Origin of the sequence: Tenacibaculum tangerinum (genome assembly GCF_029853675.1) — a bacterium.
GTDB lineage: Bacteria > Bacteroidota > Bacteroidia > Flavobacteriales > Flavobacteriaceae > Polaribacter > Polaribacter tangerinum_A.
The window spans coordinates 1098194-1123322 of record NZ_CP122539.1; the positions used below are offsets into that span (position 1 = coordinate 1098194).

The 25129-nt window shown below is 32.8% G+C and carries 23 protein-coding genes and 1 pseudogene; 10 read left to right on the forward strand and 14 right to left on the reverse strand.

Features of this window, described 5'->3' with window-relative positions; translation table 11 throughout:
- The first annotated feature begins 85 nt into the window (after window positions 1–85).
- On the forward strand, window positions 86–1084 hold the full coding sequence (locus P8625_RS04650) for a helix-turn-helix transcriptional regulator (RefSeq protein ID WP_279652320.1): 999 nt from the start codon (window positions 86–88) through the stop codon (window positions 1082–1084).
- 330 nt (window positions 1085–1414) lie between these two features.
- Here the strand turns inward: P8625_RS04650 and P8625_RS04655 are convergent, their stop codons facing one another.
- From P8625_RS04655 to P8625_RS04685, 7 genes are all read right to left on the reverse strand, one after another.
- Window positions 1415–1573 (reverse strand): hypothetical protein, encoded by a 159-nt coding sequence (locus P8625_RS04655; RefSeq protein ID WP_279652321.1) that lies wholly within the window; start codon window positions 1571–1573, stop codon window positions 1415–1417.
- A gap of 34 nt (window positions 1574–1607) precedes the next feature.
- Window positions 1608–1784 (reverse strand): hypothetical protein, encoded by a 177-nt coding sequence (locus P8625_RS04660; protein WP_279652322.1) that lies wholly within the window; start codon window positions 1782–1784, stop codon window positions 1608–1610.
- 111 nt (window positions 1785–1895) lie between these two features.
- A complete protein-coding gene (locus P8625_RS04665) occupies window positions 1896–2768 on the reverse strand; it encodes a pirin family protein (protein ID WP_279652323.1) in 873 nt (290 codons plus the stop codon).
- 21 nt (window positions 2769–2789) lie between these two features.
- Window positions 2790–3131 (reverse strand): hypothetical protein, encoded by a 342-nt coding sequence (locus P8625_RS04670; RefSeq protein WP_279652324.1) that lies wholly within the window; start codon window positions 3129–3131, stop codon window positions 2790–2792.
- 121 nt (window positions 3132–3252) lie between these two features.
- The gene (locus tag P8625_RS04675) at window positions 3253–3852 is read right to left on the reverse strand and encodes a Crp/Fnr family transcriptional regulator (protein WP_279652325.1); all 600 of its coding nucleotides are present in this window, start codon (window positions 3850–3852) and stop codon (window positions 3253–3255) included.
- Between the two features lie 45 nt (window positions 3853–3897).
- A complete protein-coding gene (locus P8625_RS04680) occupies window positions 3898–4452 on the reverse strand; it encodes a DUF4251 domain-containing protein (protein ID WP_279652326.1) in 555 nt (184 codons plus the stop codon).
- A gap of 62 nt (window positions 4453–4514) precedes the next feature.
- On the reverse strand, window positions 4515–5081 hold the full coding sequence (locus P8625_RS04685; protein WP_279652327.1) for a 1-acyl-sn-glycerol-3-phosphate acyltransferase: 567 nt from the start codon (window positions 5079–5081) through the stop codon (window positions 4515–4517).
- A gap of 105 nt (window positions 5082–5186) precedes the next feature.
- Between P8625_RS04685 and rmuC the strand changes: the two genes are divergently transcribed.
- The gene (rmuC, locus tag P8625_RS04690) at window positions 5187–6563 is read left to right on the forward strand and encodes a DNA recombination protein RmuC (protein WP_279652328.1); all 1377 of its coding nucleotides are present in this window, start codon (window positions 5187–5189) and stop codon (window positions 6561–6563) included.
- Here the strand turns inward: rmuC and P8625_RS04695 are convergent.
- The 3 genes from P8625_RS04695 to P8625_RS04705 all read right to left on the reverse strand — a co-directional run bounded on the left by P8625_RS04695 (window position 6560) and on the right by P8625_RS04705 (window position 11035).
- Complete coding sequence (locus P8625_RS04695; RefSeq protein WP_279652329.1) at window positions 6560–7732, reverse strand: succinylglutamate desuccinylase/aspartoacylase family protein; 1173 nt, start codon at window positions 7730–7732, stop codon at window positions 6560–6562. The genes rmuC and P8625_RS04695 overlap by 4 nt on opposite strands.
- Window positions 7733–7744: 12 nt before the next feature.
- Window positions 7745–9619, reverse strand: a complete 1875-nt coding sequence (locus P8625_RS04700) for a CBS domain-containing protein (RefSeq protein WP_279652330.1) — start codon at window positions 9617–9619, stop codon at window positions 7745–7747.
- A 141-nt stretch (window positions 9620–9760) separates the two neighbouring features.
- A complete protein-coding gene (locus P8625_RS04705) occupies window positions 9761–11035 on the reverse strand; it encodes a serine hydroxymethyltransferase (RefSeq protein ID WP_279652331.1) in 1275 nt (424 codons plus the stop codon).
- A 168-nt stretch (window positions 11036–11203) separates the two neighbouring features.
- On the opposite strand from P8625_RS04705, the gene fahA reads away from it, so the two are divergent.
- Window positions 11204–12481: a fumarylacetoacetase gene (fahA, locus tag P8625_RS04710; protein WP_279652332.1), complete on the forward strand. Its 1278-nt coding sequence runs from the start codon at window positions 11204–11206 to the stop codon at window positions 12479–12481.
- 79 nt (window positions 12482–12560) lie between these two features.
- On the opposite strand, the gene P8625_RS04715 is transcribed toward fahA, so the two are convergent.
- On the reverse strand, window positions 12561–14117 hold the full coding sequence (locus tag P8625_RS04715; protein ID WP_279652333.1) for a DEAD/DEAH box helicase: 1557 nt from the start codon (window positions 14115–14117) through the stop codon (window positions 12561–12563).
- 70 nt (window positions 14118–14187) lie between these two features.
- Complete coding sequence (gene ytxJ / locus P8625_RS04720) at window positions 14188–14580, reverse strand: bacillithiol system redox-active protein YtxJ (RefSeq protein WP_279652334.1); 393 nt, start codon at window positions 14578–14580, stop codon at window positions 14188–14190.
- Window positions 14581–14735: 155 nt separating this feature from the next.
- Between ytxJ and clpB the strand changes: the two genes are divergently transcribed.
- Together clpB and P8625_RS04730 are read left to right on the forward strand one after the other, a co-directional pair.
- Window positions 14736–17339, forward strand: a complete 2604-nt coding sequence (gene clpB, locus P8625_RS04725; RefSeq protein ID WP_279652335.1) for an ATP-dependent chaperone ClpB — start codon at window positions 14736–14738, stop codon at window positions 17337–17339.
- 140 nt (window positions 17340–17479) lie between these two features.
- On the forward strand, window positions 17480–17908 hold the full coding sequence (locus P8625_RS04730) for an Hsp20/alpha crystallin family protein (RefSeq protein WP_279652336.1): 429 nt from the start codon (window positions 17480–17482) through the stop codon (window positions 17906–17908).
- Window positions 17909–17986: 78 nt separating this feature from the next.
- Here the strand turns inward: P8625_RS04730 and P8625_RS04735 are convergent, their stop codons facing one another.
- Window positions 17987–18715, reverse strand: coding sequence for a DUF6503 family protein (locus P8625_RS04735; protein ID WP_279652337.1), 729 nt, complete (start codon window positions 18713–18715; stop codon window positions 17987–17989).
- Window positions 18716–18870: 155 nt separating this feature from the next.
- Between P8625_RS04735 and smpB the strand changes: the two genes are divergently transcribed.
- From smpB to P8625_RS04760, 5 genes are all read left to right on the forward strand, one after another.
- Window positions 18871–19329 (forward strand): SsrA-binding protein SmpB, encoded by a 459-nt coding sequence (smpB, locus tag P8625_RS04740; RefSeq protein WP_279652338.1) that lies wholly within the window; start codon window positions 18871–18873, stop codon window positions 19327–19329.
- Between the two features lie 254 nt (window positions 19330–19583).
- Entirely contained in the window at window positions 19584–20225 is a 642-nt protein-coding gene (locus P8625_RS04745; protein WP_407704762.1) for a UbiA prenyltransferase family protein, read from the forward strand.
- Window positions 20212–20793, forward strand: a complete 582-nt coding sequence (locus P8625_RS04750) for a Maf-like protein (protein WP_279652340.1) — start codon at window positions 20212–20214, stop codon at window positions 20791–20793. The genes P8625_RS04745 and P8625_RS04750 overlap by 14 nt, the downstream gene beginning before the upstream one ends.
- 55 nt (window positions 20794–20848) lie before the next feature.
- The gene (locus P8625_RS04755; protein ID WP_279652341.1) at window positions 20849–21799 is read left to right on the forward strand and encodes a transketolase family protein; all 951 of its coding nucleotides are present in this window, start codon (window positions 20849–20851) and stop codon (window positions 21797–21799) included.
- A 98-nt stretch (window positions 21800–21897) separates the two neighbouring features.
- Window positions 21898–22524 (forward strand): porin family protein, encoded by a 627-nt coding sequence (locus P8625_RS04760; protein WP_279652342.1) that lies wholly within the window; start codon window positions 21898–21900, stop codon window positions 22522–22524.
- 443 nt (window positions 22525–22967) lie between these two features.
- On the opposite strand, the pseudogene recG reads toward P8625_RS04760, so the two are convergent.
- Window positions 22968–25083 (reverse strand): annotated as a pseudogene (recG, locus tag P8625_RS04765) (ATP-dependent DNA helicase RecG).
- Window positions 25084–25129 lie beyond the last annotated feature (46 nt).

Genomic DNA, 25129 nt, shown 5'->3' on the forward strand with positions numbered 1-25129 from the left:
AATGCAAATGTGCTGTAGTATTACGCAATGTTTTTGCGTAGTTTAATTTATTTTCTATTTTTATGAAAATAATTCAATAAATATAATGGCTTCTAATAAAAATGCACTTATTCGCTATAAAACCATTGATTTGTGTTTACGCAATACCATGCGAAAATGGACTTTACAGGATTTGATTGATGCTTGTTCTGATGCCTTGTATGAATACGAAGGAAAAGATGTGTATGTAAGTAAACGAACTGTTCAACTAGATATTCAAATGATGCGTAGTGATAAATTGGGGTACAATGCACCTATAGAAGTATATCAACGTAAATATTATCACTATACTGAAGAGGGATATTCGATTATGAATATACCTGTAACTGAAAATGATGTTCGGGTAATGAATGATGCCATACAAGTACTACGGCAGTTTAAAGACTTTTCTCTTTTTAAAGAAATGGACGGTGTTTTACAGCGTTTGGAAGATTCTGTATATTCTAAGCAAAAAAACAAAAGAGCTATTATACATTTAGATAAAAATGAACAACTAAAAGGATTACATTTTATTGATTCTTTGTATAACGCTATTCAGAAAAAGCAAGTTCTTGAAATCACCTATAAATCTTTTAAAGCTCGAAAAGAAAGTCTTTTAATTGTACACCCTCAATTATTAAAAGAATTTAATAACCGATGGTTTTTAATTGTCTATCATAAAACAGAGTTTATGAATTTGGCTCTAGATAGAATTGTTACCATTAAAGAAAAAACTGAATTTAATTATGTAGATAAAAATATAAATGGAGACGAGTACTTTAAAAATGTAATTGGGGTTACCGTATCAAACTCACGAGTTAGAAAAGTAGAATTTTGGATAGAAAAAAGATTGGCTCCTTATGTAATTACTAAACCTTTCCACCATACGCAACGCCTTATTAGGGAAACGGACAATTGGATAGTTTTTCATATTTTAGTTCAAATTAATTTTGAATTAGAACGTTTATTGCTCAGCTATGGGAATTCTATAAAAGTAACCAAACCTCTGAGCTTACAAAATAGAATTAAAAATCAACTAAAAGAAGCTTATGATTCTTACCTTTAAAGGTATTTAACTCCTTAATTTTAACCAAAACATGACTCTTTTCTAGAGTTATTTAAATTAGATTCCACAATAAAAAGGATACCATTCATGCCCTTTAGGAATGCATGTAGGACCTTTGCAACATCCAGTGCACTGGTCGGTACATAATGGTAAGCCTCCATGAATAGAGCGTTGTGCTACTTTGCTCAACGCTTTGCCAAAATTTGAAATTCTTTTTATCATACTAATAAATTTTAGGGTTTGTAAATGCTTATTGAATATTTCTTAATAAAAAAAGAGGCTGTTTTACCTTTTATACAGCCTCTTAAGATACTTTAATAAGTTATCTATTTAGACTCTGTTACAAGCCAGTGTAGAGCATCGTCCAAAAAAGTTTCTACATTGTCCGAATGGGCAATCTGGGTCTCCTAAAATTATATCTCCCCCGTGTACCGATTTTTGTTCTGTTTTACTTAGTATAGAACCAATGTTGTGAATATTTTTTACCATAAGAATAAATTTTAATTTAATAAGTTTTTAAATATTAACAGATATAATATCCAGTTGACGGTTGATAACAACACACTCTTCTTCCATTTTGATAAATAAAAGAGCCGTCGCCTCCACATTCTTCAATAAATTTACCACCTCCATTAATCTTTTGTAAGGTTGTTTTTGGCAATTCTTGTGCTCCATTTACATTTAATACTACTTTTTTCATCTTTAAAGTTTTTAAATTAATTGTTATTTGTTTTTAACGTACCCAAAATAGTTTAAAACAAACACTTAACTAACTTAAAAACCATAATTTAAGTAAGGAAAAACCGTAATTTTAATCTTCTAAGTATCCAAACTTTCCTGTGTTAAAATCTTGAAAAGCCTCGATTAATTCTTGTCGAGTATTCATAACGAACGGACCGTGTGCTGCAATGGGTTCATTTAAAGGCTTACCACTTAATACGAGAATTACCGCATCTTCTAAGGCTTCTAGAGTAAAAGTAGCTCCATCATTTTTAAACAAAGCAAAGCAATCTTGTAAAACATTATTTGATTCATTCACATTCACACCACCTTCAACGGCTAAAATGGCGGTAGTATAGTTTTCTGGAAAGGTTAACTGGGTTTTGGCTCCTTTTTTTAACCTTACATTAAACATATTAATAGGCGAAAATGTTAAAGCGGGTCCTTTATTTCCTTGGTATTCTCCTGCAATCACTTCTACTTCTCCTCCCCCGTCTTGTAATGGTACTTTAGTTATTTCAGTATTAGGTATTGCTTGATATCTAGGCGAATTCATTTTATCTTTTGCAGGAAGGTTCACCCACAATTGCACCATTTGAAACTCCCCTCCTGTTTTACTCCATTCCGTTTCGTGAAATTCTTTATGCAATACACCCGATGCTGCTGTCATCCATTGTACGTCTCCTTCTCCTATAACTCCACCACCACCTGCACTATCACCGTGCTCTATACGACCTTTATAAGCTATGGTAACGGTTTCAAAACCTCTGTGTGGATGTACACCCACTCCTTTTGGTTTGTCGGTAGGAGGAAAATTATATTTAGAATTGTAATCTAACATAATAAATGGGTCCATTCGTTGCATAGTAGATGCTCCGGGTATAAAATTGTGTACTCTAAATCCGTCTCCTACAAAATGTGGATTTCCTGGTTTTACTATTTTTTCTATACTTCTTGTTTTCATTGTTACTTCTTTTTTGATTTCTTATAAACTATTGGCTAACTCTATCTCAAATGAATTGTCGAGATAACTGCGTTGTAATAACGGTTTGTGTTTAGACCAATATCCATTTTTAACACTTTCAGAAAGTTTAGACTCATTGGCAAACTCTACTATGGTAACATCTGGAAATAGCAGGGTACCAATTTTCTGTAATTTATTTTTATCTATTTCATTTGTTTCTTTTGAAATAGCTACGACACTATATGTCTGCTCATATAATTTTTCAATGGCAGTTTCTATAGTAACAACTGTTGAAACCTGCCAATTTAAAATTTTAGGCACTGCGCTACTTTTAGTTACAACTAATGTTTTTAAATGTTTCATGATAGTTTCCTTTCTTTGATTGCTACAAAATTACGACAACAAAAAAAGCTGTGCATTGACCTATGGTAAGAACGATTTGCTATTACTCAACCATCGTAAGTAAACAATTATAACTCGTACATTAATTATTGGGTTTGAAGTTTTCTGCAGCTAAAGCTTTGCGAACTCGGCTTAAGCTTTCGGGTGTAATTCCTAGGTAAGAGGCTATCATCCACTGTGGAACGCGCAACATGATATCTGGGTACATACTCACAAAATCTAAATAACGATTTTTTGCTGAAGCACCGAGCAACTGACTAATGCGTTTGTAAAGTTGACGAATATGATTTTGCAATAATTGTTCGTTATTTTTTCTAAAATCAGTATTTATTTTTGATACTTGATTGATGAAGTTCTCATCTAACATCACTACAAGTGTATCTTCTACTCCATCAATATAATAAGTAGAAGGTTCTTTAAAATACAGACTTCCTCGATCACTTACTATCCAATTTTCGGTAGCAAACTGCAAAATATTTTCTTTTCCTTCTTCATTTAAAGCATAGAAGCGCAACAATCCTTTTTCTACAAAAAAGAAATGCGAACACACCTCTCCTTGCTTTAATAAAAAATTGTTTTTAGGTATCTTTTTTACACGGATAAACGGTTGTATTTGAAGATAATCGCTTTCAGACAGTCCACCTTTTTCTATTAGGTGTTTTTTTAAATTGGGCAGCTCCATATAGTGTGTTAAACATTTGTAAAATACAATATTCTACACGGTATTTTACTTTTCTTCCGATGTTTTTATGACTTTTCCTCGATATCGAATTGAGTTTTTTTGCGAACTATTTATGTAAATTGTACTTGATAAACTAGGAAATACCTGTACTAAAACAGTATAAGCTTCAGTCGGTGTGTTTTTATCGCTTATTCTAAATCGAATTCTATAACTATTTTCTTTCCCCTCAGATATGGTTAATTCTTCAGGAATTCCCTCAAATTCGATGCCTGTATTACGACCTCCATACGAGCCTCCCATATGGCGCTCACCAAAATACGGCAAATAGGCAGCAACGGTATCTTTTTTCATTTTAAAAAAATTACTGTTCCCTACTAGATTGATGCTTCCTGCATTACTCCCAACAGGTAACATCCCTGCATTGGCTATTTGCATTATTGCATTGGTAACTTGGGGTTCTGCCCATTCTGAGTCTATGGTGAAAGATTTGCTTTTAATAAGCGTATCTAAATAATTTATTTCTGCCTGCGTTACTTTTTTTGAAGCGGCACAGCCAAATAAGATAAAAACTACACTAATTAAAATAACATATCTTTTCATTTTGTACCTTTTTTATGTACGACAAGTTACTGAAATCAAGTGAAAGTTTCAAGAAAACAACGCTATTTAACACTTGTTTTACTCTTTTCTGGCACAGAAAACAGCTCAGGTTTTGCTCCTTGAATATCTCTGTAAAAATCATAAAAATGATTCATATCGGCATTCATGTCTTCCGTTAAATAATACGGAGGTGCTATTATAATTCGTTTATTTTTAAAATCAAAGGCAAACATTACCACAGGCACATTCGCTCCTTTAGCGATGTAGTAAAACCCTGTTTTCCATTCAGTCACTTTGTCACGAGTTCCTTCAGGTGATAATGCCAAACGAAATTCATCGTGTTCATTAAAAAGTGCTACAATTGCATCGACCTTATTAGAACTTTTACTTCTATCTACTGGTGCACCTCCTAAGGCTTTAAAAAGAAATCCAAAAGGTGGTTTAAACAACGAGGCTTTTCCTATAAAATTGATTTTTACACCAATCGTATTTCTGGCTAAAATAGCAATCGGAAAATCTTTCCAGCTTGTATGCGGTGCGCCTATAACCACATACTTTTTTAATTCTTTAGGGAAATCTCCAACAATCTTCCAGCCTAAAATTTTTTGAAATATAAATTTAGATATCATTTACTAGGTATAAAGGTCAATGATACGGTTTTCCTTATAAAAAACAAATAAATTTAACCTATCTTGTCCTATATTTGTTTCCCTAATAAATTTTTGTTAATTCTAATGAACACCACTCTTTTAATCATTTTAGCTGCTGTTAGTACCTTAATTATTGGCTTTATTATTGGAAATCTTTTATCTAAATTAAAATTCAAGCAACAAACTGCTGATTTAGAGAAAGAAATTTCAGTTTTACAAAACCATCAAGCTAATTTTGAAATTCAAAAAAGAGAAAAAGAAGAGTCGTTTATTCAACAAAAAGAAGATTTTTTAACGCGATTAGACGAAAAAACTAAAGAAAATAGCGAACTACGTCGTGAAAAAGAGTTCAATGCTCTTGAATTGGCACGCAAAAATGAAGAGTTAAAAAATTTACAGGTAAAACTGAATGAGAATAAAGAGGAAGTAACAAAACTACAAGATAAGTTTACCAAAGAGTTTGAAAACTTAGCTAATAAAATTTTAGAAGAGAAATCAAATAAGTTTACAGAACAAAATAAGAAAAATATCAAGGATATTTTAAATCCGCTTCAAGAAAAAATTCAAACTTTTGAAAAAAAGGTAGAAGACACACAAAAGGAGAGCATTTCAATGCACTCTGCCTTAAAAGAGCAATTGCTAGGGTTAAAAGAGTTAAACGCACAAATGAGCAAAGAAACTCTCAATCTTACTAAAGCGCTAAAAGGAGACAGCAAAACACAAGGTAATTGGGGAGAATTAGTATTAGAGCGTGTTTTGGAAAAATCTGGATTAGAAAAAGATCGAGAATATTTTGTGCAACAATCTTTTGTAAATAATGAGGGCAAACGACTACTGCCTGACGTGGTAATTCACCTACCCAACAATAAAAAAATGGTCGTCGACGCTAAAGTGTCTTTAACAGCGTATGAGCAGTTTGTTAACAGTGATGAGGATGTTGAAAAAGAACGTTTTTTAAAAGAACACGTAAGTTCTTTAAAACGACATGTGGAGCAACTTTCAGAAAAAAAGTACGAAGATATTTATAAAATCGAATCGCCCGATTTTGTATTGTTGTTCGTACCTATTGAACCTGCTTTTGCGGTGGCTCTAAATGAAGACCATACGCTATATAACAAAGCTTTTGAGAAAAATATTGTAATCGTAACTCCAACGACGCTTTTAGCCACACTCCGTACCATTGATACTATGTGGAATAACGAAAAGCAACAACGTAATGCCATAGAAATTGCACGTCAAGCTGGTGCTTTATACGATAAGTTTAACGGCTTGCTAATCGATTTGGTAAATATTGGCAAAAAAATAGAGGGAACGAAAAGCGATTATCTCGCCGCTATGAACAAGTTAGTAGAAGGTCGTGGCAACTTAATTAACAGCGTAGAAAAGTTGAAAAAAATGGGAGCTAAAACTAAAAAAGCACTTCCTGAAAATATTTTGCAGCGCGCCAAAGAAGAAGACTAGGCTATCATGGTTACTTTTCTATCACGTTTAAAGAAATATAATTTTCCGTTCTTTTTAACGGTTTTTCTGTACCCGAATAAGTGAAATATTTCTGTAGCTAAAAACCTTGCTGTTTTAGGGTTTACAATTAAGGTATACGAGTTATTCTGATCACTTTTTACTCCAGGTAATATTTTTAAGAGGGTATGTAAGTGTAAGTTTCTCACTATTCTAGAAAGGGATAACCAAAATGTTGAGATTTTTCTGATAATAAAAAAACCATCTTCGCCTTGTTTTTGATATAAAGGCATAAATATCTTACCATCAAATTCAGCTGTAATCGTTTTTGACTCACTCATTGCCAAAGCGTCTCCTACACTAATTCTATCAAAGTTTGAAAAACCTTCTAACATATTAAATAGCTCTCCCTCTTTGATCACATATCGGTATTTAATTTCGTAAAATTCTTGGTTTTCATTATACATAGAAAGGTAATGTTCATAAAAAGCCATTTTTTCTACGTCTTTTTTTGCAACACAACCCGAAGCGACCAAAGCAAGCCATACAAAAGCGATACAATTATCTACGGAAGATTCTTTAAAATGTTGCCCCGCTTCAAAACCTATTGACACATGACCAAATTCATTAATAAACGTTAATAAAGGACCTTCTAAAAACTCTTCAATTCCCAAAATAGTGGGAATTTTAAAATTGGATGAAAATTTTCTATTGTTCAGCGAGTCACTTATGGTAATAAAAGGAATGGAGTCTGATGATGTGGTGTGTAAATCTATAAAGTAAAAAGGACCTTGATTATGATTTACGATGTCTTTTATTGCGTTATAAATTGCTGTTTGTTCTTCAAATTCTGGAATATCTTCACCTTGCTGTTGATGCATAAGTTCTTGTGACCAAATGCGATTTAAATCTACCTTATTATAGCGTACATTTTTTTTAATAGCAGCAATATTACCACAAATGGCGTACATATTTCCGCGAAAGTGAATCGCTTCTTTTTCTACATGAGAAATTATGCTATTTAATGCAATAACTCCTGCTATTTCGTTACCATGAATTCCTGCAAAAAAAATAACAGTTGGAGTTTCATGAGCTCCTTTAATGCTACCTAATACACGTTTTATGGTAATCGTTTTATTAAAATGTGAACTATAAATTTTATTTTCTTTCATGTAAATTTCTAATTAACTTTGAATTGAAGATAAATCGTTTTGTGTAAAAATTCCCACCAATTCGTCTGCCTCAATAATTAAAACACAGGTTTTTTCCCCTCTATTCATTAGCTTTTTAGCAGTATCTATAGACGTTTCTGGTGTTAAAGAAATAAAACCAGTGTCCATCATTCTTTTTGCGGTTTTTTGTTTGTTTATGGGTTTTGAAAAATCAAAATTTGAGAGTTGTTTTTTAGAGATTACCCCTACAATTTTATTAAGATTGTTAACTACTGGAATGTGGCTTACCTTGTTCCACTTCATCACTCTCAATACCAACTCTACCAAATCGTGTTCGTTTGCTACAAATAATTCCGTTGACATCGCTTTGTAGAGTTTATTTTTTTGGGTTGAAATACGAGATTTTGATAAATCGACATCTTCCCATTGAGCTACAGGAATGTTTTGTTGTTGATTTTTACAAATGGTTTCAGTCAACACTATTTTAGTATCAAATTTTGGTAATTTTCGATTTAACAGTCGCTTATTTTTTATCAGCCAACTTGCGCCAGTGGTATTTTTATCAATTCTTTCTTCAATAATTCCTAAAAAATAATCAATATCATTGGTAGCTATTTTCGATTTTTCTAAACCTTTTCTGGCAATGGGAAGAAAGAACTTTTTGATGAGTTTTTTAGCAGGGATTCCTTTTCCACACCAATTAAAATAGGTATCTATTCCTGTTTTGGCAGCATTCATAAAGTTGCTTCTTGCATCTTCAAAAGCCATTTTTTTCCAAATTTTCTTGTATTCCTTAGGCATACCTTGCATTACTCCTACCCAAAAAACAGCATTCGCTATTTCGTCTTTTATACTAGGACCAGACGGAATATACCTGTTTTCTATTCTTAAATGTGCCACATTGTTATGAACCCCATAACACAAACGGTTCCACTTATACAAGGTTCCGTTGTGTAAATTCAATGCTTGGAGTTTTGGCATAATTCCTTTTTCTAACAATGCTAAAGAGTCTTCTTCAAAGTCAGAGGTAACCAACGGAGCATGTCTGGAAATATCATCGGTAAATAATTCTAACACCGAATGTTTTACCCATTTGTTGCCAAAAGATACTCTAGGTTTTTGTTCTCGCAATAAATAAGACGGATTTCTTAAATCTACACTTTGTTGAAAAAGAGCTATTCGCGTTTCTTTCCATAATTCTCTCCCCAAAAGCAAAGGTGAATTACACATTACAGAAAGCATAGGGCCAGCAATGGCTTGTGACCAATTGTACATATCGATAGCGTTGTCAACATCAATTTGTAAGTGTACTTGAAAGCTAGTATTGCAGGCTTCAAAAAGTATCGAATTGTGTTTTAAAATTAAATCTTCTACTCCTTGAATATGTAACTTAAAATCGTCTTTTCTTAAATCTTTTATAACTTTATTTAGGGTTTTGTACCTCCGAAAAGGTGTCATATTTTTAAATACTAAATCTTTTCTTTTTAAAGTGGGTAAAATTCCTGTTAAAATAACTTGATTTTGTTCTATATTGTTCGCCTCTTTGTTTACTTTATTTAACAATTCTTCTAGTTGCTTTTCGAGCTTAACAAAACAGTCTTCTTTTAGTTCAAATGGGTCTAAATTTATTTCTAAATTAAATAACGCTAATTCTGTAGTTATATGTGGATCATTGACATTCTCTAGTATTTTTAGTGCATTTAATGAGGGTCTAAAGTATTGATCTACTAAACAAAGTTCTTGTTCTGCTCCGACTCGTTGTATTCCTTTTTCAAACAAATCGTCTCTAATCATTCTTTCAAAAGCATCTACATCTTTTAATAAATGATAAACAAATTTTTTTCTTTCTTTTTGTGTAGTAATAGCTTTAACAGACTGTGATCCCATAAGTGTTATTTTTTAGACCTCACTAAGATAAACAAATTTATTACCTGTTAAAAATGATATAAATCATTCCAAAAAAAGAGGCTGAATTACCTAGTTTTTAACAACGAATTCAGCCTCATGCAATACTATGTGAATATTTATTTACATTACGAATAAACGTCTGTTATGCATTAAATCGTATACTTTCTCTCCTACTGCTTCTAATGCTTCTTCGTTCTCTGCGTTTAGCAATGCTTCATCGATTAAATTAACGATTGTTTCCATATCGTCTTCTTTTAAACCACGTGTAGTAACTGCTGCAGTACCCACACGAATACCAGAAGTTACAAATGGCGATTCTGTATCAAACGGAACCATATTTTTGTTTACGGTAATTTCTGCTTTTCCTAAAGCTTCTTCAGCAGCTTTACCCGTAATCTTTTTATTGCGTAAATCAATTAACATACAATGGTTGTCTGTACCTCCAGAGATTATTTCATATCCTTTAGCTACAAAAGCTTTTGCCATTGCCTGTGCATTCTCCTTTACTTGAATTTGATATTCTAGAAATTCATCAGTCAACGCTTCTCCAAAAGCAATCGCTTTAGCTGCAATAACATGCTCTAAAGGACCGCCTTGGTTTCCTGGGAATACCGCAGAATTAATCAAGGTTGACATTTTCTTTAATTTTCCTGATTTTAATTTTTCTCCGAATGGATTTTCAAAATCTTTTCCTATCATAATCATACCACCACGAGGTCCACGCAAGGTTTTGTGCGTTGTTGTAGTTACAATATGACAGTGTGGTAACGGGTCAGACAAAATTCCTTTTGCTATTAAACCTGCTGGATGAGAAATATCAGCCATTAAAATAGCTCCTACGCTATCGGCAATCTCTCTAAACTTTTTAAAATCTATATCACGTGAATACGCTGAAGCTCCTGCAATGATTAGCTTAGGTTTATGCGTTTTGGCCTGCTGCTCTAAGTGGTTATAATCGATATATCCTGTTTCTTTATGTACTCCATAAAATACGGGATTGTATAATTTACCTGAAAAATTTACTGGTGAACCGTGGGTTAAATGTCCCCCGTGAGATAAGTCGAATCCTAAAATAGTATCTCCAGGCTGTAAACAAGCCGCAAAAACTGCTGTATTTGCCTGGCTACCAGAGTGTGGTTGTACGTTTACATACTCAGCTCCAAATAATTCTTTAGCTCTATCAATAGCTATTTGCTCAACGATATCAACTATCTCACAACCACCGTAATAGCGTTTACCTGGGTATCCTTCGGCATATTTATTAGTTAAAACGGATCCTTGTGCTTCCATTACTTGGTCGCTAACAAAATTTTCAGAAGCAATCAACTCTAAACCGTGTAGTTGACGTTCTTTTTCCTCTTGAATTAAATCAAATATTTGATGATCTTTTTGCATGTTGTGTGTTGTTACATAAAGTAGCCAAAAGTACTAATTTTATTATTGAAATTATATGTATTTTACAAGAAGTACCTACAAAAATACTTTAGCATTTTTTTTACTCATCTTTTTGGGGTAAATTGAAAAAAATATGTAGGTTTGATGAAAATATAACAAAAACGATAAATGGAAATAACTGCTAATAACCCGAATAGAAAGTCTTGGTTAACCGTAGCTGAAAACTCAGATTTCCCTATTCAAAATATACCTTTTGGGGTTTTTCTTACTAAAGACCATATTGTAACGATTGGTACAAGAATTGGTGATTATGCGATTGATTTAGGCGCCTTACATCAATTAGGATATTTTGATGGAATTCCGTTAACCGATGATATTTTCTTACAAGATACCTTAAACGATTTTATTGCTGATGGTCGCAAAACATGGCGCTTGGTTCGTAATAGAATCGCCGATATTTTTGATGTAAAAAATAGTAAGCTACGAGATAATGCCGAACATAAAGAAAAGATAATCTTTAGAATGGATGAAGTTGAAATGCAACTTCCTGTTTCTGTAGGAGATTATACCGATTTTTATGCTAGTAAAGAGCATGCAACTAATGTAGGAAGCTTGTTTAGAGACCCTGAAAATGCCTTGCTGCCAAACTGGTTACAAATTCCTATTGGATACCACGGAAGAAGTTCTTCAATCATACCGTCTGGGACTCCTATTCGCCGCCCAATGGGGCAACAACGCCCTAACGAAGGAGAAACTACCCCAAACTTTGGTCCTTCAAAATTATTAGATTTTGAATTAGAAATGGCATTTATCACTACCGTTGCTAACGATTTAGGAGAACGAATTCCTATTGAGGAAGCTGAAGAATATATCTTCGGATTGGTATTGTTTAATGATTGGTCTGCTCGCGATATTCAGGCTTGGGAATACGTGCCTTTAGGCCCCTTTTTAGGGAAGAGTTTCGCTTCAACAATTTCTCCTTGGATTGTAACTTTAGACGCACTTGAGCCTTTTAGAGTTGACAACCCTAAGCAAGTTTATGAACCATTACCTTACTTGAAAAAAGAAGGAAAAGACAGTTACGATATTAATTTACAAATGGCTATTCAACCAGAAGGAAAAGAAGAAACTGTGGTTTGTAACTCTAACTTTAAGTATATGTATTGGACTATGGTACAACAATTAACGCATCATACGGTAAATGGATGTCCTGTAAATGCAGGCGATATGATGGGTAGTGGTACTATTTCTGGACCCACTCAAGATAGCTTTGGGTCAATGTTAGAATTAACTTGGAGAGGTCAGAACCCTATCAAAATGAATGACGGTAGTGAGCGTAAATTCATCAATGATTACGATACCGTTATTATGCGTGGTTACTGTAAAAACGAAAAAGTTCGTATTGGTTTTGGTGAATGTTCTGGTAAAATATTACCCGCCAAATAAGCACTAAGTATAGTATAATAAAAAACCAGTTCTCGAGAACTGGTTTTTTATTATACTTATTTTTGGCATCATAGCCATTTTAATCTTCTTCTGGAGGTGGATGTCCATGAATCTGCTCATACACTTCATCAAAATTACTACGTAAATAACTATTCAACTTTTTACGATAATCGTCTTGCAACCACTCAATGAAGTTGTGTGTACTTTTCGCGATACATTTAGAATACCTAAAAATCCTATCGTCAATCTCCCCTCCTAGTTTTTTTGCTAAAATCAATGCATCAAAAACATCTTCACTGTTTTCAACACACATCTTAGCATGATGCTCAATTGATTTTTCTAAGACTCTTTTTGAAGATTCACCACTTTGAATCGTATCTCTGTATACTTTTTTAATATCGAAATACAAATCTTCAGTATTCGAAAATTCAGCCTTTATTTCTGCTGGCAACTCATATCTAAAGTCACTCTCAATTTCTTCATCCGATAACAAACTATCTAAGTAAAAATTCGGGGATCTAAACATTTTTTGCCAGTCTAAATCAGCTCCCCAAGGACCAAAACGATGGAAGTTATTTCCTAAATCAATTACATTAAATTCAGATTTTCCAGGTAAAATACGAGAACCTCTACCAATCATCTGATAATAAAGTGTTAGCGATTTCGTAGCTCGATTCAGTATAATCGACTCTACAGTTGGCTCGTCGAACCCTGTTGTTAAAATACTAACCGACGTAATAATGGCATTTGGCGTTTTATGAAACCATTTTAAAATAAAATCACGTTCTTTTTTAGTGTTTGTGTTATCTAAGTGTGCAATTGGGTATCCTGCTCTCTTAAACGTATCAAATACGTGCAATGAGGTATTGATACCGTTGTTAAAAATTAGCGTTTTAGTTCCTTTTGCTCGTTCTTCATAAGCCTGTAAAAGCTTAGAAAGCATATCTGTATTTGTATATAAATCTTCTGAAGATTTTACGGTATAATCTCCATTTGCTCCTACTTCTAACGAAGTTAACCCTACATTATAAGAGTAAATATTTGCCTTAGCTAAATATTCATTTTTAATTAAGGCTCCAATACTTTCTCCATCAATAAGTTCATCGTAGTTATCCTTCATAGGAAGCTTAATATTTGAACTTAAAGGGGTAGCTGTAACTCCAAGTATAAAAGAACTATCGAAAAACTTAAACAGTTTCGTAAACGAATTGTAGTGAGCCTCGTCAATAATTACCAAACCTACGTCAGATATATCTAACATATCGTCATTCAAGCGATTGTTTAAGGTTTCTACCATCGCTACGAAGCAATCAAATTCATCTTGATCGTCTAGGCTTGCCTTACTATCGATAATTTTATTCACCACATTAAACTCCTTCAACATTTTTGCCGTTTGTTTACACAGTTCTATTCGGTGCGTCATTATCAACACTTTTTTCTGATAATGTTTTAAATATTGACGGGTGATTTCAGAGAAAATAACTGTCTTTCCTCCTCCTGTAGGTAGTTGATAAAGTAGGTGGTAATTTTCGGGGGCATTCTCAAAACTTTTAAAAATTTTGTGCAATGCTTCTTTTTGATAATCGTATAGATTTTTCCCTTTCTTTTGTTGTGAAGTGGTTGTGTCGTTACTCAAATCTCTATAATTTTGAAATGCGCAAAAATACGAGGTATTTAAGGAAATTCCATTAAAATTGGCATCTTTTTTAGATTTTTTTCAGATCAATACGGGCAATATCATAATGAGAAGCATGCGAAATTACTTCTCTGTTTTTAATTACCAACAACTGAGGAGATTGGTGTAAAACCTGAAATGTATACCCGATTTCATTAGAAATATCTCTATAATTAAGCAAGTCGAGATAATATACTTTAAAATCTTTAAGCTCCTCATCAAAACTACTTATAAAACGTTTAATTACCATACTGCTTATACCGCATCTTGTTGAATGTTTAAAAATAGCAACTGGTTCTTTCTCAGATATTTTTTTTATCTCTTCTATCTGCTCCAACGAGGTTAATGGAATCCAATTAATAAATGATTCCTCCTCTTTTTTACTAGTATTTTTCTTTCCAAAAAAACTATCAAAAACTCCCATAAATTACTTAATTTAATAGCACTATTATTTTTAACCACTCCAAAACAGTCAAAAAGTCACTTATTTTTAAATTTTAAAGACAAAATGTCGCTTATTTAGAAAAAAAATCAATTGGTATTGAATTTGACTTTTAGAGATAAAAAAATAAAAACGATATGAATTTTAACAATTATACAATAAAATCACAAGAAACCATACAACAAGCGCAACAATTAGCGCAAAGTTATGGTCACAACCTTATAGAAAATGAACACATTTTTAAAGCTTTATTTTTAGTCGATGAAAATGTGCTTCCTTTCATTTTAAAGAAACTCAATATTAATATTGAGGTTATACAACAAGTAGTAGATAAGCAATTAGAGAGTTTTCCTAAAGTTACGGGTGCTGATTTAATGCTTTCTCGTGAAGCAAATAAAACACTGAATGAAGCCGCTATCATCGCCAAAAAAATGAACGATGAATACGTATCTATTGAACACCTAATCTTGGCTATTTTCAAATCGAAAAGTCAAATAGCACAGGTATTAAAAGATCAAGGAGTTTCTGAGAAAAATTTGCAAGCAGCCATTGAAGAGTTGCGCAAAGGAAACCGTGTAACATCGCAAAGTGCCGAAGAAACGTACAACTCTTTAAACAAGTATGCTAAAAACTTAAACCAATTAGCACAAGACGGAAAATTAGACCCCGTAATTGGTCGCGACGAAGAAATTAGACGTTTATTACAAATTTTATCTCGTAGAACCAAGAACAATCCAATTCTAGTTGGTGAACCTGGTACAGGTAAAACGGCGATTGCTGAAGGTTTGGCTCATCGAATTATCCGTGGTGATGTTCCTGAAAATCTAAAGGATAAACAAATTTTTTCTTTAGATATGGGGGCATTGATTGCAGGTGCAAAATATAAAGGTGAATTTGAAGAGCGTTTGAAATCTGTCGTAAAAGAAGTTACAACATCCGAAGGAGACATCGTATTATTTATTGATGAGATTCACACGCTAGTAGGTGCTGGAGGCGGGCAAGGAGCCATGGATGCTGCGAATATCTTAAAGCCAGCTTTAGCTCGTGGAGAATTGAGAGCTATTGGAGCTACTACCTTAGATGAGTACCAAAAGTATTTTGAAAAGGATAAGGCTTTAGAGCGTCGTTTTCAAAAAGTACTGGTAGATGAACCGGATACAGAAAGTGCTATTTCTATTTTACGTGGTATTAAAGATAAATATGAAACACACCATAAAGTTCGTATAAAAGACGAAGCTATTATTGGCGCCGTAGAATTATCACAACGCTATATTACCAACCGTTTTTTGCCAGACAAGGCGATTGATTTAATGGACGAAGCTGCTTCTAAATTACGTATGGAAATTAATTCTAAACCAGAAGAATTAGACGTACTTGACCGTAAAATTATGCAGCTAGAGATTGAAATTGAAGCAATTAAACGTGAAAATGATGAAACTAAGTTAAAATCTTTAAATGCTGATTTAGCTAATTTAAAAGAAGAGCGTAATGAAATCAATGCAAAATGGCAATCTGAGAAAAGTGTAGTAGATACGATTCAGAACTTAAAAACGGATATTGAAAACTACAAACACGAAGCTGAAAAAGCGGAACGTAATGGTGATTATGGTAAAGTAGCTGAATTGCGCTACGGAAAAATAAAAGAAGCGCAAGAAGCACTTGACAAACAACAAGAAATTTTAGCAAGTCAACAAGAAAACTCTTTAATTAAAGAAGAAGTTACCTATGACGATATTGCTGAAGTTGTAGCAAAATGGACCGGGGTTCCTGTGACTAAAATGTTACAATCAGAGCGTGAAAAGTTATTAAAATTAGAAGACGAACTACACAAACGTGTCGTTGGTCAAGAAGAAGCTATTGAAGCGGTTTCAGATGCCGTTCGTCGTTCAAGATCTGGTTTGCAAAATCCTAATAAGCCTATTGGTTCGTTCTTGTTCTTGGGAACAACAGGAGTTGGTAAAACAGAATTAGCGAAAGCGCTTGCTGAGTATTTATTTGACGATGAAAATGCCATGACGCGTATTGACATGAGTGAATATCAAGAGCGTCACTCAGTAAGTAGATTGGTGGGAGCACCTCCAGGATATGTTGGTTATGATGAAGGTGGACAATTAACAGAGGCTGTTAGAAGAAAACCCTATTCAGTAGTGTTATTAGATGAGATTGAAAAGGCACATCCCGATACATTTAATATCTTATTGCAAGTATTAGATGAAGGTAGATTGACTGATAATAAAGGACGTGTTGCCGATTTTAAAAACACTATTATTATCATGACCTCTAATATGGGAAGCCATATTATTCAAGAGAAGTTCGATAATATGAAAGGAGATATTTATACGACCCTTGATTTAGCAAAAACAGAAGTTTTAGGGCTATTGAAACAATCGGTAAGACCTGAATTCTTGAATAGAATTGACGATATTATCATGTTCACTCCATTATCAGAAGATAACATTAAAGAAATTGTAAAACTACAACTGAATAGTGTTAAAAAGATGATTGCGCAGCAAAATATTACATTTGATGCGACCGATGAAGCTATAGATTACTTAGCGGCAAAAGGGTATCAACCAGAGTTTGGTGCACGCCCTGTAAAACGGGTTATTCAAAAAGAGGTTTTAAATCAATTGTCTAAAGAAATTCTATCAGGAAGAGTAACTACCGATAGCATTATTTTACTCGATGCTTTTGATGACGAACTGGTATTTAGAAATCAATCTGATTTAGTTAACAATTAAAAACACTTAAATAATTGTTAATCAATAAGTAAAGTGACATTTTTTCATTAGAATTAGTGAAAAAATGTCACTTTTTTGAATTGGTATTTTTTTTGAACTATAGCATTCAAATTAATGTTTAATTTAAAAAATGTAAAGTTATGTTATTAAAAAGAACTGATTTTCCAACGTTACCAAATGTCTTTAATGATTTTTTTAGAGACTGGTCAACTTTAAATTTCTCAGATACAAATACTACCTTACCAGCTGTAAACATAAAAGAAAATGAAAATGAATTTACAGTTGATGTAGCTGCCCCTGGCATGAACAAGGAAGATTTTCAAGTAAATCTTGAAAATGATGTATTAACTATTTCTTCTGAAAAACAAGAGAATAAAGAAGATACAAACGATAACTATACTCGAAAAGAATACAGTTACATGTCGTTTAAAAGAAGTTTTACATTACCTAAAGGAATTGTTGATAGTGAAAAAATTACAGCTACCTACAAAAATGGGGAGCTAAAAATTAGCATTCCTAAATTAGAAGTAGTAAAACCCAAGCCAGCAAAACTAATTACGGTTGAGTAAACTGAGACAGTTAAACAATAATACCGAGTGTTTTTATTTAAAACACTCGATATTTTATATTTCTATCGTTATAAATAACTACGAGCCAGTAACTGCAATTTCTTCTAAAATGATTTCAGAAAGCTTTTTCAGTTTATCTTCTTCATACAACTTATCAATCGCATAAAAATCTACATTCTTATTTAAAGGTTTGTAATTATTATAATCTACAAAACGGATTCCATTCACTACTTTTTCTTCTTTTATATCTCTAAAACGCACTCCGCCTCCATTCGTATGGTATTTATATGCTACATAATCTAACTGAAAGTTATCTTTAGCAAACCAATAGATAAATACATCGTCAAAGTCTTCTCCTCCACCCTCTTCTGTAAAGGTAATTTTAACTTTATAATATTCTTTTCCTTTAATTGTAACAGGTTCTAGCAACTTCTTTTGAACCGCTTTATCATTTAGTCCAAATGGTACTACTGAAAAATAATGAACTGAATTTACCGAATTGCTATAACGGTTTTTATCTTTTTCCAATAATTCTACCAAGCTATCGTTTACAAAACGTTTAAAACCATCATTCGATACTATATCTCTTATCTCTGAAGAATCATTCTTTATCACTCTAATCAATTCAAATACACCTCTGTTTCTAGTAGCTATGTAATGATTTTTCCTGAAGTTAAAAGAAATTGTCGCATTTTCTATGGTATTCAATTTTGAATACTCTATTGACTTATCTATGATTTCTTGAGCAGTGAATTTTGGTTTGCATGAAACTATTAGTAAAAGTAGTAAAATATATAAATATCGCATAGATTTTGGTTTGTATTCATCTTTAGTTTAGCAAACAAATTTAGGAGTATTTATGAACTTAACTTGTTAAGTTTAACACAAAAAATAGTATTAAAATCATAGCTTAATAATTTTATTTAACAACTTAAAAATATAGTTATATTTGTGTTCTATTTATGCAAAAAAAGATCAACATACAGAATAAAAAAGCTCGATTTGAATACGAGATACTAGATAAATATACTGCGGGTATTCAACTTACAGGTACAGAGATTAAATCTATTCGGCAAAGCAAAGCTCGAATTACCGAAAGTTTTTGTGAATTTAATGATCGCGGAGAACTTTTTGTAGTAAACATGTATATTGAAGAATATGCTTTCGGAAACCATTATAACCATAAACCTAAGAGTGAGCGCCGTTTGTTATTAAACAAACGAGAATTAAAAAAACTTGAGAAAGAAGTTGAAGCTAAAGGAAGTACTATTGTGCCTTTACGCTTATTTATAAACGAAAACGGATGGGCTAAATTAGACATCGCTCTTGCCAAAGGAAAGAAAACTCATGATAAAAGACAAACTATTAAAGATCGTGATAACAAACGAGATTTAGCTAGAATAAAAAAGTCTTTTAATTAATGAGTGACTCTATTCTAAATATAATTCAGTGGAAAAAAATAGTATACTTTGTTTTTATCCTCTTTTTATTTAAGTTTTGTTTTTTATATGGTTATGGTTTTGAAACAACACTTTCATTTTTTGACTTAGGCTTATTATCATTATCAAGTATCTTCTTTTTAGCTTCTGGCTACTTAACACGATTTCTATTTAGAACTCCGCAGAAAAAAACAAATCTTTCTTTACAAAAAGTAAAGAAGGTTTCTATTTACTTGATGCTTATCGGTATTTTAATAGGTGTCTTATTATCTTTTAAAATAGATAAAATACACTATAGCCTTATATTTATTATTTGTCCTATTTTAGTATATCTGTACTCTACAAATAATACTAAAAAAAGTTTTTTTAGCAATATCGTTACCTCTTTTTTAAAACCTTTTGCTATTATTACTTTGTGGTGGTTTGATTCTCCTGTTAATTTATCTAAAGAACAATGGGATTTGCTTTATTACCTCCAATTAATTACCATCATCTATGCTATTATATCTTTTTTGAGTAATATTGTTTTAGGCATCATTACAGATATTATTAATATTAATGAAGATAACTTTAACAAACAAAACACATTACCCATCGTATTGGGTCGAAAAAGAGCAAAAAACATAGCACTTATGCTTTCTATTATAGTTTTTGTTTTTGTGCTTTCTATTGCTATTGCTTGTATGGAAAATAAATTTATTTTAAAAACTATTATTTTTCTGGGCACCTTGCCAGAACTTTATTTTATTTACCGCCTTATGAATGCTTCAGAACTAAAAGATTATAAAAAACTATATGCTACAGGTAAAGTTCTTTTATTTTTGGCATTATTAAGTATTCCTATAATAGCTTATTACTTTAAGTATGTTATCAGCTAAGTTACATAAATACAATGTGATTCTTGCTTCTAAATCACCCAGAAGACAAACACTGCTTAAAAGTTTAGATATTTCCTTTACAGTTGATACTAAAGAGGTAGAAGAACTGTATCCAGATAAATTGAAGCACAGCGAGATAACTGATTATTTAGCAGATTTAAAAGCGATTCCTTTTAAAAAAGAACTCAAATCAAATGATTTATTAATCACATCTGACACCATTGTTTGGATAGATAACAAAGCACTTGGAAAACCAAAAAACTATGAAGAAGCCTATCAAATGCTTAAAAAATTGTCTGGAACAACTCATGAAGTAATTACTTCTATATGCATAACTAGCAGTTTTTTTCAACATACTTTGAACGATACCACTATTGTTCACTTTAGAAAGTTGTTAGATGAAGAAATTGATTATTATATACAAACATACAAACCCTTCGATAAAGCTGGTGCTTATGGTATACAAGAATGGATAGGAAAAATTGGAATTACTAAAATTGAAGGAAGTTATTTTAATGTGATGGGATTTCCTGTTCATAAACTTTATAAAGAATTATCAAAATTGTAACTTTACCTTTTTATAAAATACTATTTTTGACACGTATTTACACAACACAAACTAAATGAAAAAATATACTTACACAGAAAAAAAAGATACCCGCTCTGGGTTTGGTGATGGTTTAACAGAGTTAGGACAAAAAAATCCTGACGTGGTAGCTTTATGTGCTGACTTAACAGGGTCTTTAAAAATGAATGAATTTGCTGAAAATCATCCTGAACGCTTTTTTCAAGTAGGAATAGCAGAGGCAAACATGATAGGAATTGCTGCTGGGTTGACCATTGGAGGTAAAATTCCATTTACGGGTACATTTGCTAACTTTTCAACTGGTAGAGTTTATGATCAAATTCGTCAATCAGTCGCTTATTCTGACAAAAATGTGAAAATTTGTGCCTCTCATGCAGGATTAACTCTAGGAGAAGACGGTGCAACTCATCAAATTTTAGAAGATATTGGATTGATGAAAATGCTACCAGGAATGACCGTAATTAATACTTGTGATTACAGCCAAACCAAAGCAGCAACATTAGCAATTGCTGAACATAAGGGGCCTGTTTACTTACGTTTTGGAAGACCAAAAGTACCTGTATTCATGACCGATCAACCTTTTGAAATAGGAAAAGCTATTCAACTAACAGAAGGAAACGATGTAACTATTGTAGCTACAGGACATTTGGTATGGAAAGCTTTAGAGGCTGCCGAAGCACTAGAAGCTAAAGGCATTACCGCAGAAGTGATAAACATTCACACCATAAAACCTTTAGATGAAGAAGCAATTTTGAAATCTGTTGCTAAAACAAAATGTATCGTTACTGCCGAAGAACATAATAAATATGGAGGTTTAGGTGAAAGTGTTGCTCGTTGTTTAGCCACTAACAACCCTACTCCGCAAGAGTTTGTCGCTGTAAATGATAGTTTTGGTGAATCTGCTACACCAGATCAGTTGATGGAAAAATATGGTTTAGATGATGCAGCCATTATTAAAGCAGTAGAAAAAGTAATTTCAAGAAAATAAATACCACTCACAAAACAATAAATGCATCACTTTTTTGGTTAAAAGTGATGTGTTTTTGTATAAGAAAAAATGTTTAACCTAAGTATAAATAATAATAAATGAAAAAAACAATTTTTATATTGTGCCTTCTAATAGGAGGTTTACAATTAGCACAAAGTCAACTACAAGGAGGTATTAAAGGAGGTATCAATTATAACTCCGATTCTTTTTCTGATGTAAAAGATGATGTGTTTGATGGAGCAAAAAGTAAAACCGGTTTTCATGCAGGAGCATGGATGCGAATAAAAATTCCTACTACTGGTCTGTATGTTAGACCTGAGTTAGTATACACACAATTAAACAATGAAGTAATATATTATCCTGAAGGTAAACTAGTTAACTCTTTAAACAATCAAAAGGTAACTTATGAAGTTCAAAAAATAGATATTCCTGTCTTATTAGGAATTAATTTTTTAGAAGTAGGACACGCTTTTGCTGGTCCTTCCTTTCAGTATATTTTAGACTCTGATTTTGATATAGAACAGTTAAAACAAATAAATTCTGACGGATTTTCTGTTGGTTTACAGCTTGGTGCTGGTGTAGAGTTTGGTAAACTAGGGATTGATGTTCGCTGGGAAAGAGCTTTGTCAGATACCGAAGCTGAATTTGTAGACTCAACATTTGGAACTGTTAATTTTGACACCCGAGTAGATCAGATTATTTTAGGACTCTCTTACAGGTTTTAAAGCATGAATGGTATCAAATAACCACTACAGTTTTTATTAGAAGTAAAGCTATAAAAGTCTCTCAAAATACAGTTGTTTGTTGAGAGACTTTTTTTTATTGTGATTTCTTATTGTTTTCGTATTTGCTCAAATGCTAATATTCTACAAGAAGTGTGTAGTATTTTGAATATTGTGAATAACAATACTTTGCTGCACATTTTTTAAATTGAAAACTGGGTATTACTTAAAAAATTAAGATGGTTGTATAGGTTTGAAGCACTATCTAGCTTTTAGAATGATCTTGACCTTTGCTTTTGAAATAGTATAATTGAAAAACTAGAAGGTTAGTGAATAGATACCTGCGTTACTACGCATACATTACAAACATAAATAGTAATCAGATAGGTTGTATTTCTTTTATATATTATTTTAGTTATAAGACGCACTAAAAGAAAACAATATCTCTAACTAATATTACTCCAAATCCCACTTGTTTTCCGAAGTTTTTCATAAGCTTTTCGCAGACTAGAGTTTTTTGTTTCTGACAAGTTAGGGTCTTCTTGTAGTATGCCTATCGCCACTTTACGCGCTTTATGCAATATCGGACTATCTTTAACTACATCTGCTATTTTAAGATTTAACACCCCACTTTGTTGCGTTCCCATAATATTTCCAGGACCTCGAAGTTTTAAATCCACTTCTGCTATTTTAAATCCGTCGGTAGTTTCTACCATGGTTTGTAAGCGCGTTTTTCCATCAGAAGATAATTTATAACTCGATAATAAAATACAATAGCTCTGCTCTGCTCCACGCCCCACTCTACCTCGTAATTGATGCAATTGACTTAATCCGAAACGTTCAGCACTTTCAATTACCATAACAGAAGCATTGGGTACATTTACCCCTACTTCAATAACCGTAGTGGCTACCATAATTTGAGTATCACCTTTGGCAAAGCGTTCCATTTCATAATCTTTATCAGCAGGTTTCATTTGCCCATGAACAATACTTATTTGATAGTTCGGAGGAGGAAACTCCCGAGAAATACTTTCGTAACCATCCATTAAATCCTTATAATCCATCGCTTCTGATTCTTGAATTAAAGGATATACCACATAGGCTTGCCGTCCTTTAGCGATTTCATCTTTTAAAAACTTAAAAACACCTAACCGATTGCTATCATAACGGTGTACTGTTTTAATTTCTTTACGACCAGGAGGCAGTTCATCAATTACAGAAATATCCAAATCGCCATAAACCGACATTGCCAAGGTTCTCGGTATCGGTGTCGCAGTCATTACCAAAATATGTGGAGGAATAGCCCCTGCATGCGATGGGCTTCCTTTTTCCCATAACTTTCGTCTCTGTGCTACTCCAAACCGATGTTGCTCATCAATAATCGCAATACCAAGGTTTTTAAATTGTACTTTATCTTCTAAAATAGCATGCGTTCCTATAAGAATGTGTAACGAACCATCTTCTAAGCCTTCATGTATTTCTCTACGTTTTTTAACTTTTGAAGAACCTGTAAGCAATTCAACTTTAATAGCGGTATTTTCTAATAATTCTACTATTCCGTTATAGTGCTGTATGGCTAAAATTTCGGTGGGAGCCATGATTGTCGCCTGATAACCGTTATCAATCGCTAACAGCATCGTTAACAATGCTACAATCGTTTTACCAGAACCTACATCACCTTGTAGCAAGCGATTCATGTGTGCACCAGACCCTACGTCTTTACGAATTTCTTTCAATACTCTTTTTTGAGCTTCGGTTAAATCAAAAGGTAAATGATGGTTATAAAAGTTGGTAAACTCATCTCCTACCTGTTCAAAAACAAAACCTTTGAGCTTTGATTTTCGAATGAGTTTTTTCTGTAGCAATTGCAACTGAATAAAGAATAACTCCTCAAACTTCAATCGGTATTGTGCTTTGGCTAGTAATTCTTGATTTTTCGGAAAGTGAATGTTTAATAGCGATTCCTTTTTACCCAAAAACTGATGTTCCTCTATAAAATAAGCTGGAAAAGTTTCTTCAATTTGATTATACGCTTGCTGAAACAAGTCTCTGAATCATCGTACGCATGACTTTATTAGTTATTCCTTTTGTACTTAATTTTTCAGTAGAAGGATACACGGGTTGCATCGCCATTTGCAGCTTGCTTTTGTACTCTTTGACTGTTTCCATTTCTGGGTGTGGCATATTAGGAATACCATTATACCAATTGAGTTTTCCATAAATTACATACGGAACATTAACCTGTAAACTATCTTTAATCCATTTTACACCTTTAAACCAAACCAAGTCCATAGTACCTGTAGCATCTGAAAAAGTAGCCACTAACCTACTGCCTCTTTTTTGCTTTACAGTTTTTACACCTGTTATTTTTCCTACAATTTGTACTTCGGCAGAATTTTGTTGCAACTGATTAATCGTATAAAACTGTGTTTTATCAATATACCTAAACGGAAAAAGATGCAACAAGTCATTACACGTTTTAATTCCTAGTTCGGTATGTAACAACGCTGCTCTAGCTGTACTGACTCCTTTTATATATGTTACAGGATGGTTTAAATTCATTAAGAACGAAAATACAAAAAGCCATTAAAATCAACTATCTTTGCAC

Bases quoted from the DNA above. Each gene is read 5' to 3' on its own strand.
- P8625_RS04750 (WP_279652340.1), top strand. From the start codon at position 20,212: ATGTTATCAGCTAAGTTACATAAATACAATGTGATTCTTGCTTCTAAA.
- P8625_RS04675 (WP_279652325.1), bottom strand. From the start codon at position 3,852: ATGGAGCTGCCCAATTTAAAAAAACACCTAATAGAAAAAGGTGGACTG.
- P8625_RS04735 (WP_279652337.1), bottom strand. From the start codon at position 18,715: ATGCGATATTTATATATTTTACTACTTTTACTAATAGTTTCATGCAAA.
- ytxJ (WP_279652334.1), bottom strand. From the start codon at position 14,580: ATGGGAGTTTTTGATAGTTTTTTTGGAAAGAAAAATACTAGTAAAAAA.
- P8625_RS04680 (WP_279652326.1), bottom strand. From the start codon at position 4,452: ATGAAAAGATATGTTATTTTAATTAGTGTAGTTTTTATCTTATTTGGC.
- P8625_RS04745 (WP_407704762.1), top strand. From the start codon at position 19,584: ATGCTTATCGGTATTTTAATAGGTGTCTTATTATCTTTTAAAATAGAT.
- smpB (WP_279652338.1), top strand. From the start codon at position 18,871: ATGCAAAAAAAGATCAACATACAGAATAAAAAAGCTCGATTTGAATAC.
- rmuC (WP_279652328.1), top strand. From the start codon at position 5,187: ATGAACACCACTCTTTTAATCATTTTAGCTGCTGTTAGTACCTTAATT.
- P8625_RS04755 (WP_279652341.1), top strand. From the start codon at position 20,849: ATGAAAAAATATACTTACACAGAAAAAAAAGATACCCGCTCTGGGTTT.
- P8625_RS04665 (WP_279652323.1), bottom strand. From the start codon at position 2,768: ATGAAAACAAGAAGTATAGAAAAAATAGTAAAACCAGGAAATCCACAT.
- P8625_RS04700 (WP_279652330.1), bottom strand. From the start codon at position 9,619: ATGGGATCACAGTCTGTTAAAGCTATTACTACACAAAAAGAAAGAAAA.
- P8625_RS04670 (WP_279652324.1), bottom strand. From the start codon at position 3,131: ATGAAACATTTAAAAACATTAGTTGTAACTAAAAGTAGCGCAGTGCCT.
- P8625_RS04730 (WP_279652336.1), top strand. From the start codon at position 17,480: ATGTTATTAAAAAGAACTGATTTTCCAACGTTACCAAATGTCTTTAAT.
- P8625_RS04760 (WP_279652342.1), top strand. From the start codon at position 21,898: ATGAAAAAAACAATTTTTATATTGTGCCTTCTAATAGGAGGTTTACAA.
- P8625_RS04650 (WP_279652320.1), top strand. From the start codon at position 86: ATGGCTTCTAATAAAAATGCACTTATTCGCTATAAAACCATTGATTTG.
- clpB (WP_279652335.1), top strand. From the start codon at position 14,736: ATGAATTTTAACAATTATACAATAAAATCACAAGAAACCATACAACAA.
- P8625_RS04695 (WP_279652329.1), bottom strand. From the start codon at position 7,732: ATGAAAGAAAATAAAATTTATAGTTCACATTTTAATAAAACGATTACC.
- P8625_RS04705 (WP_279652331.1), bottom strand. From the start codon at position 11,035: ATGCAAAAAGATCATCAAATATTTGATTTAATTCAAGAGGAAAAAGAA.
- P8625_RS04655 (WP_279652321.1), bottom strand. From the start codon at position 1,573: ATGGTAAAAAATATTCACAACATTGGTTCTATACTAAGTAAAACAGAA.
- fahA (WP_279652332.1), top strand. From the start codon at position 11,204: ATGGAAATAACTGCTAATAACCCGAATAGAAAGTCTTGGTTAACCGTA.
- P8625_RS04685 (WP_279652327.1), bottom strand. From the start codon at position 5,081: ATGATATCTAAATTTATATTTCAAAAAATTTTAGGCTGGAAGATTGTT.
- P8625_RS04660 (WP_279652322.1), bottom strand. From the start codon at position 1,784: ATGAAAAAAGTAGTATTAAATGTAAATGGAGCACAAGAATTGCCAAAA.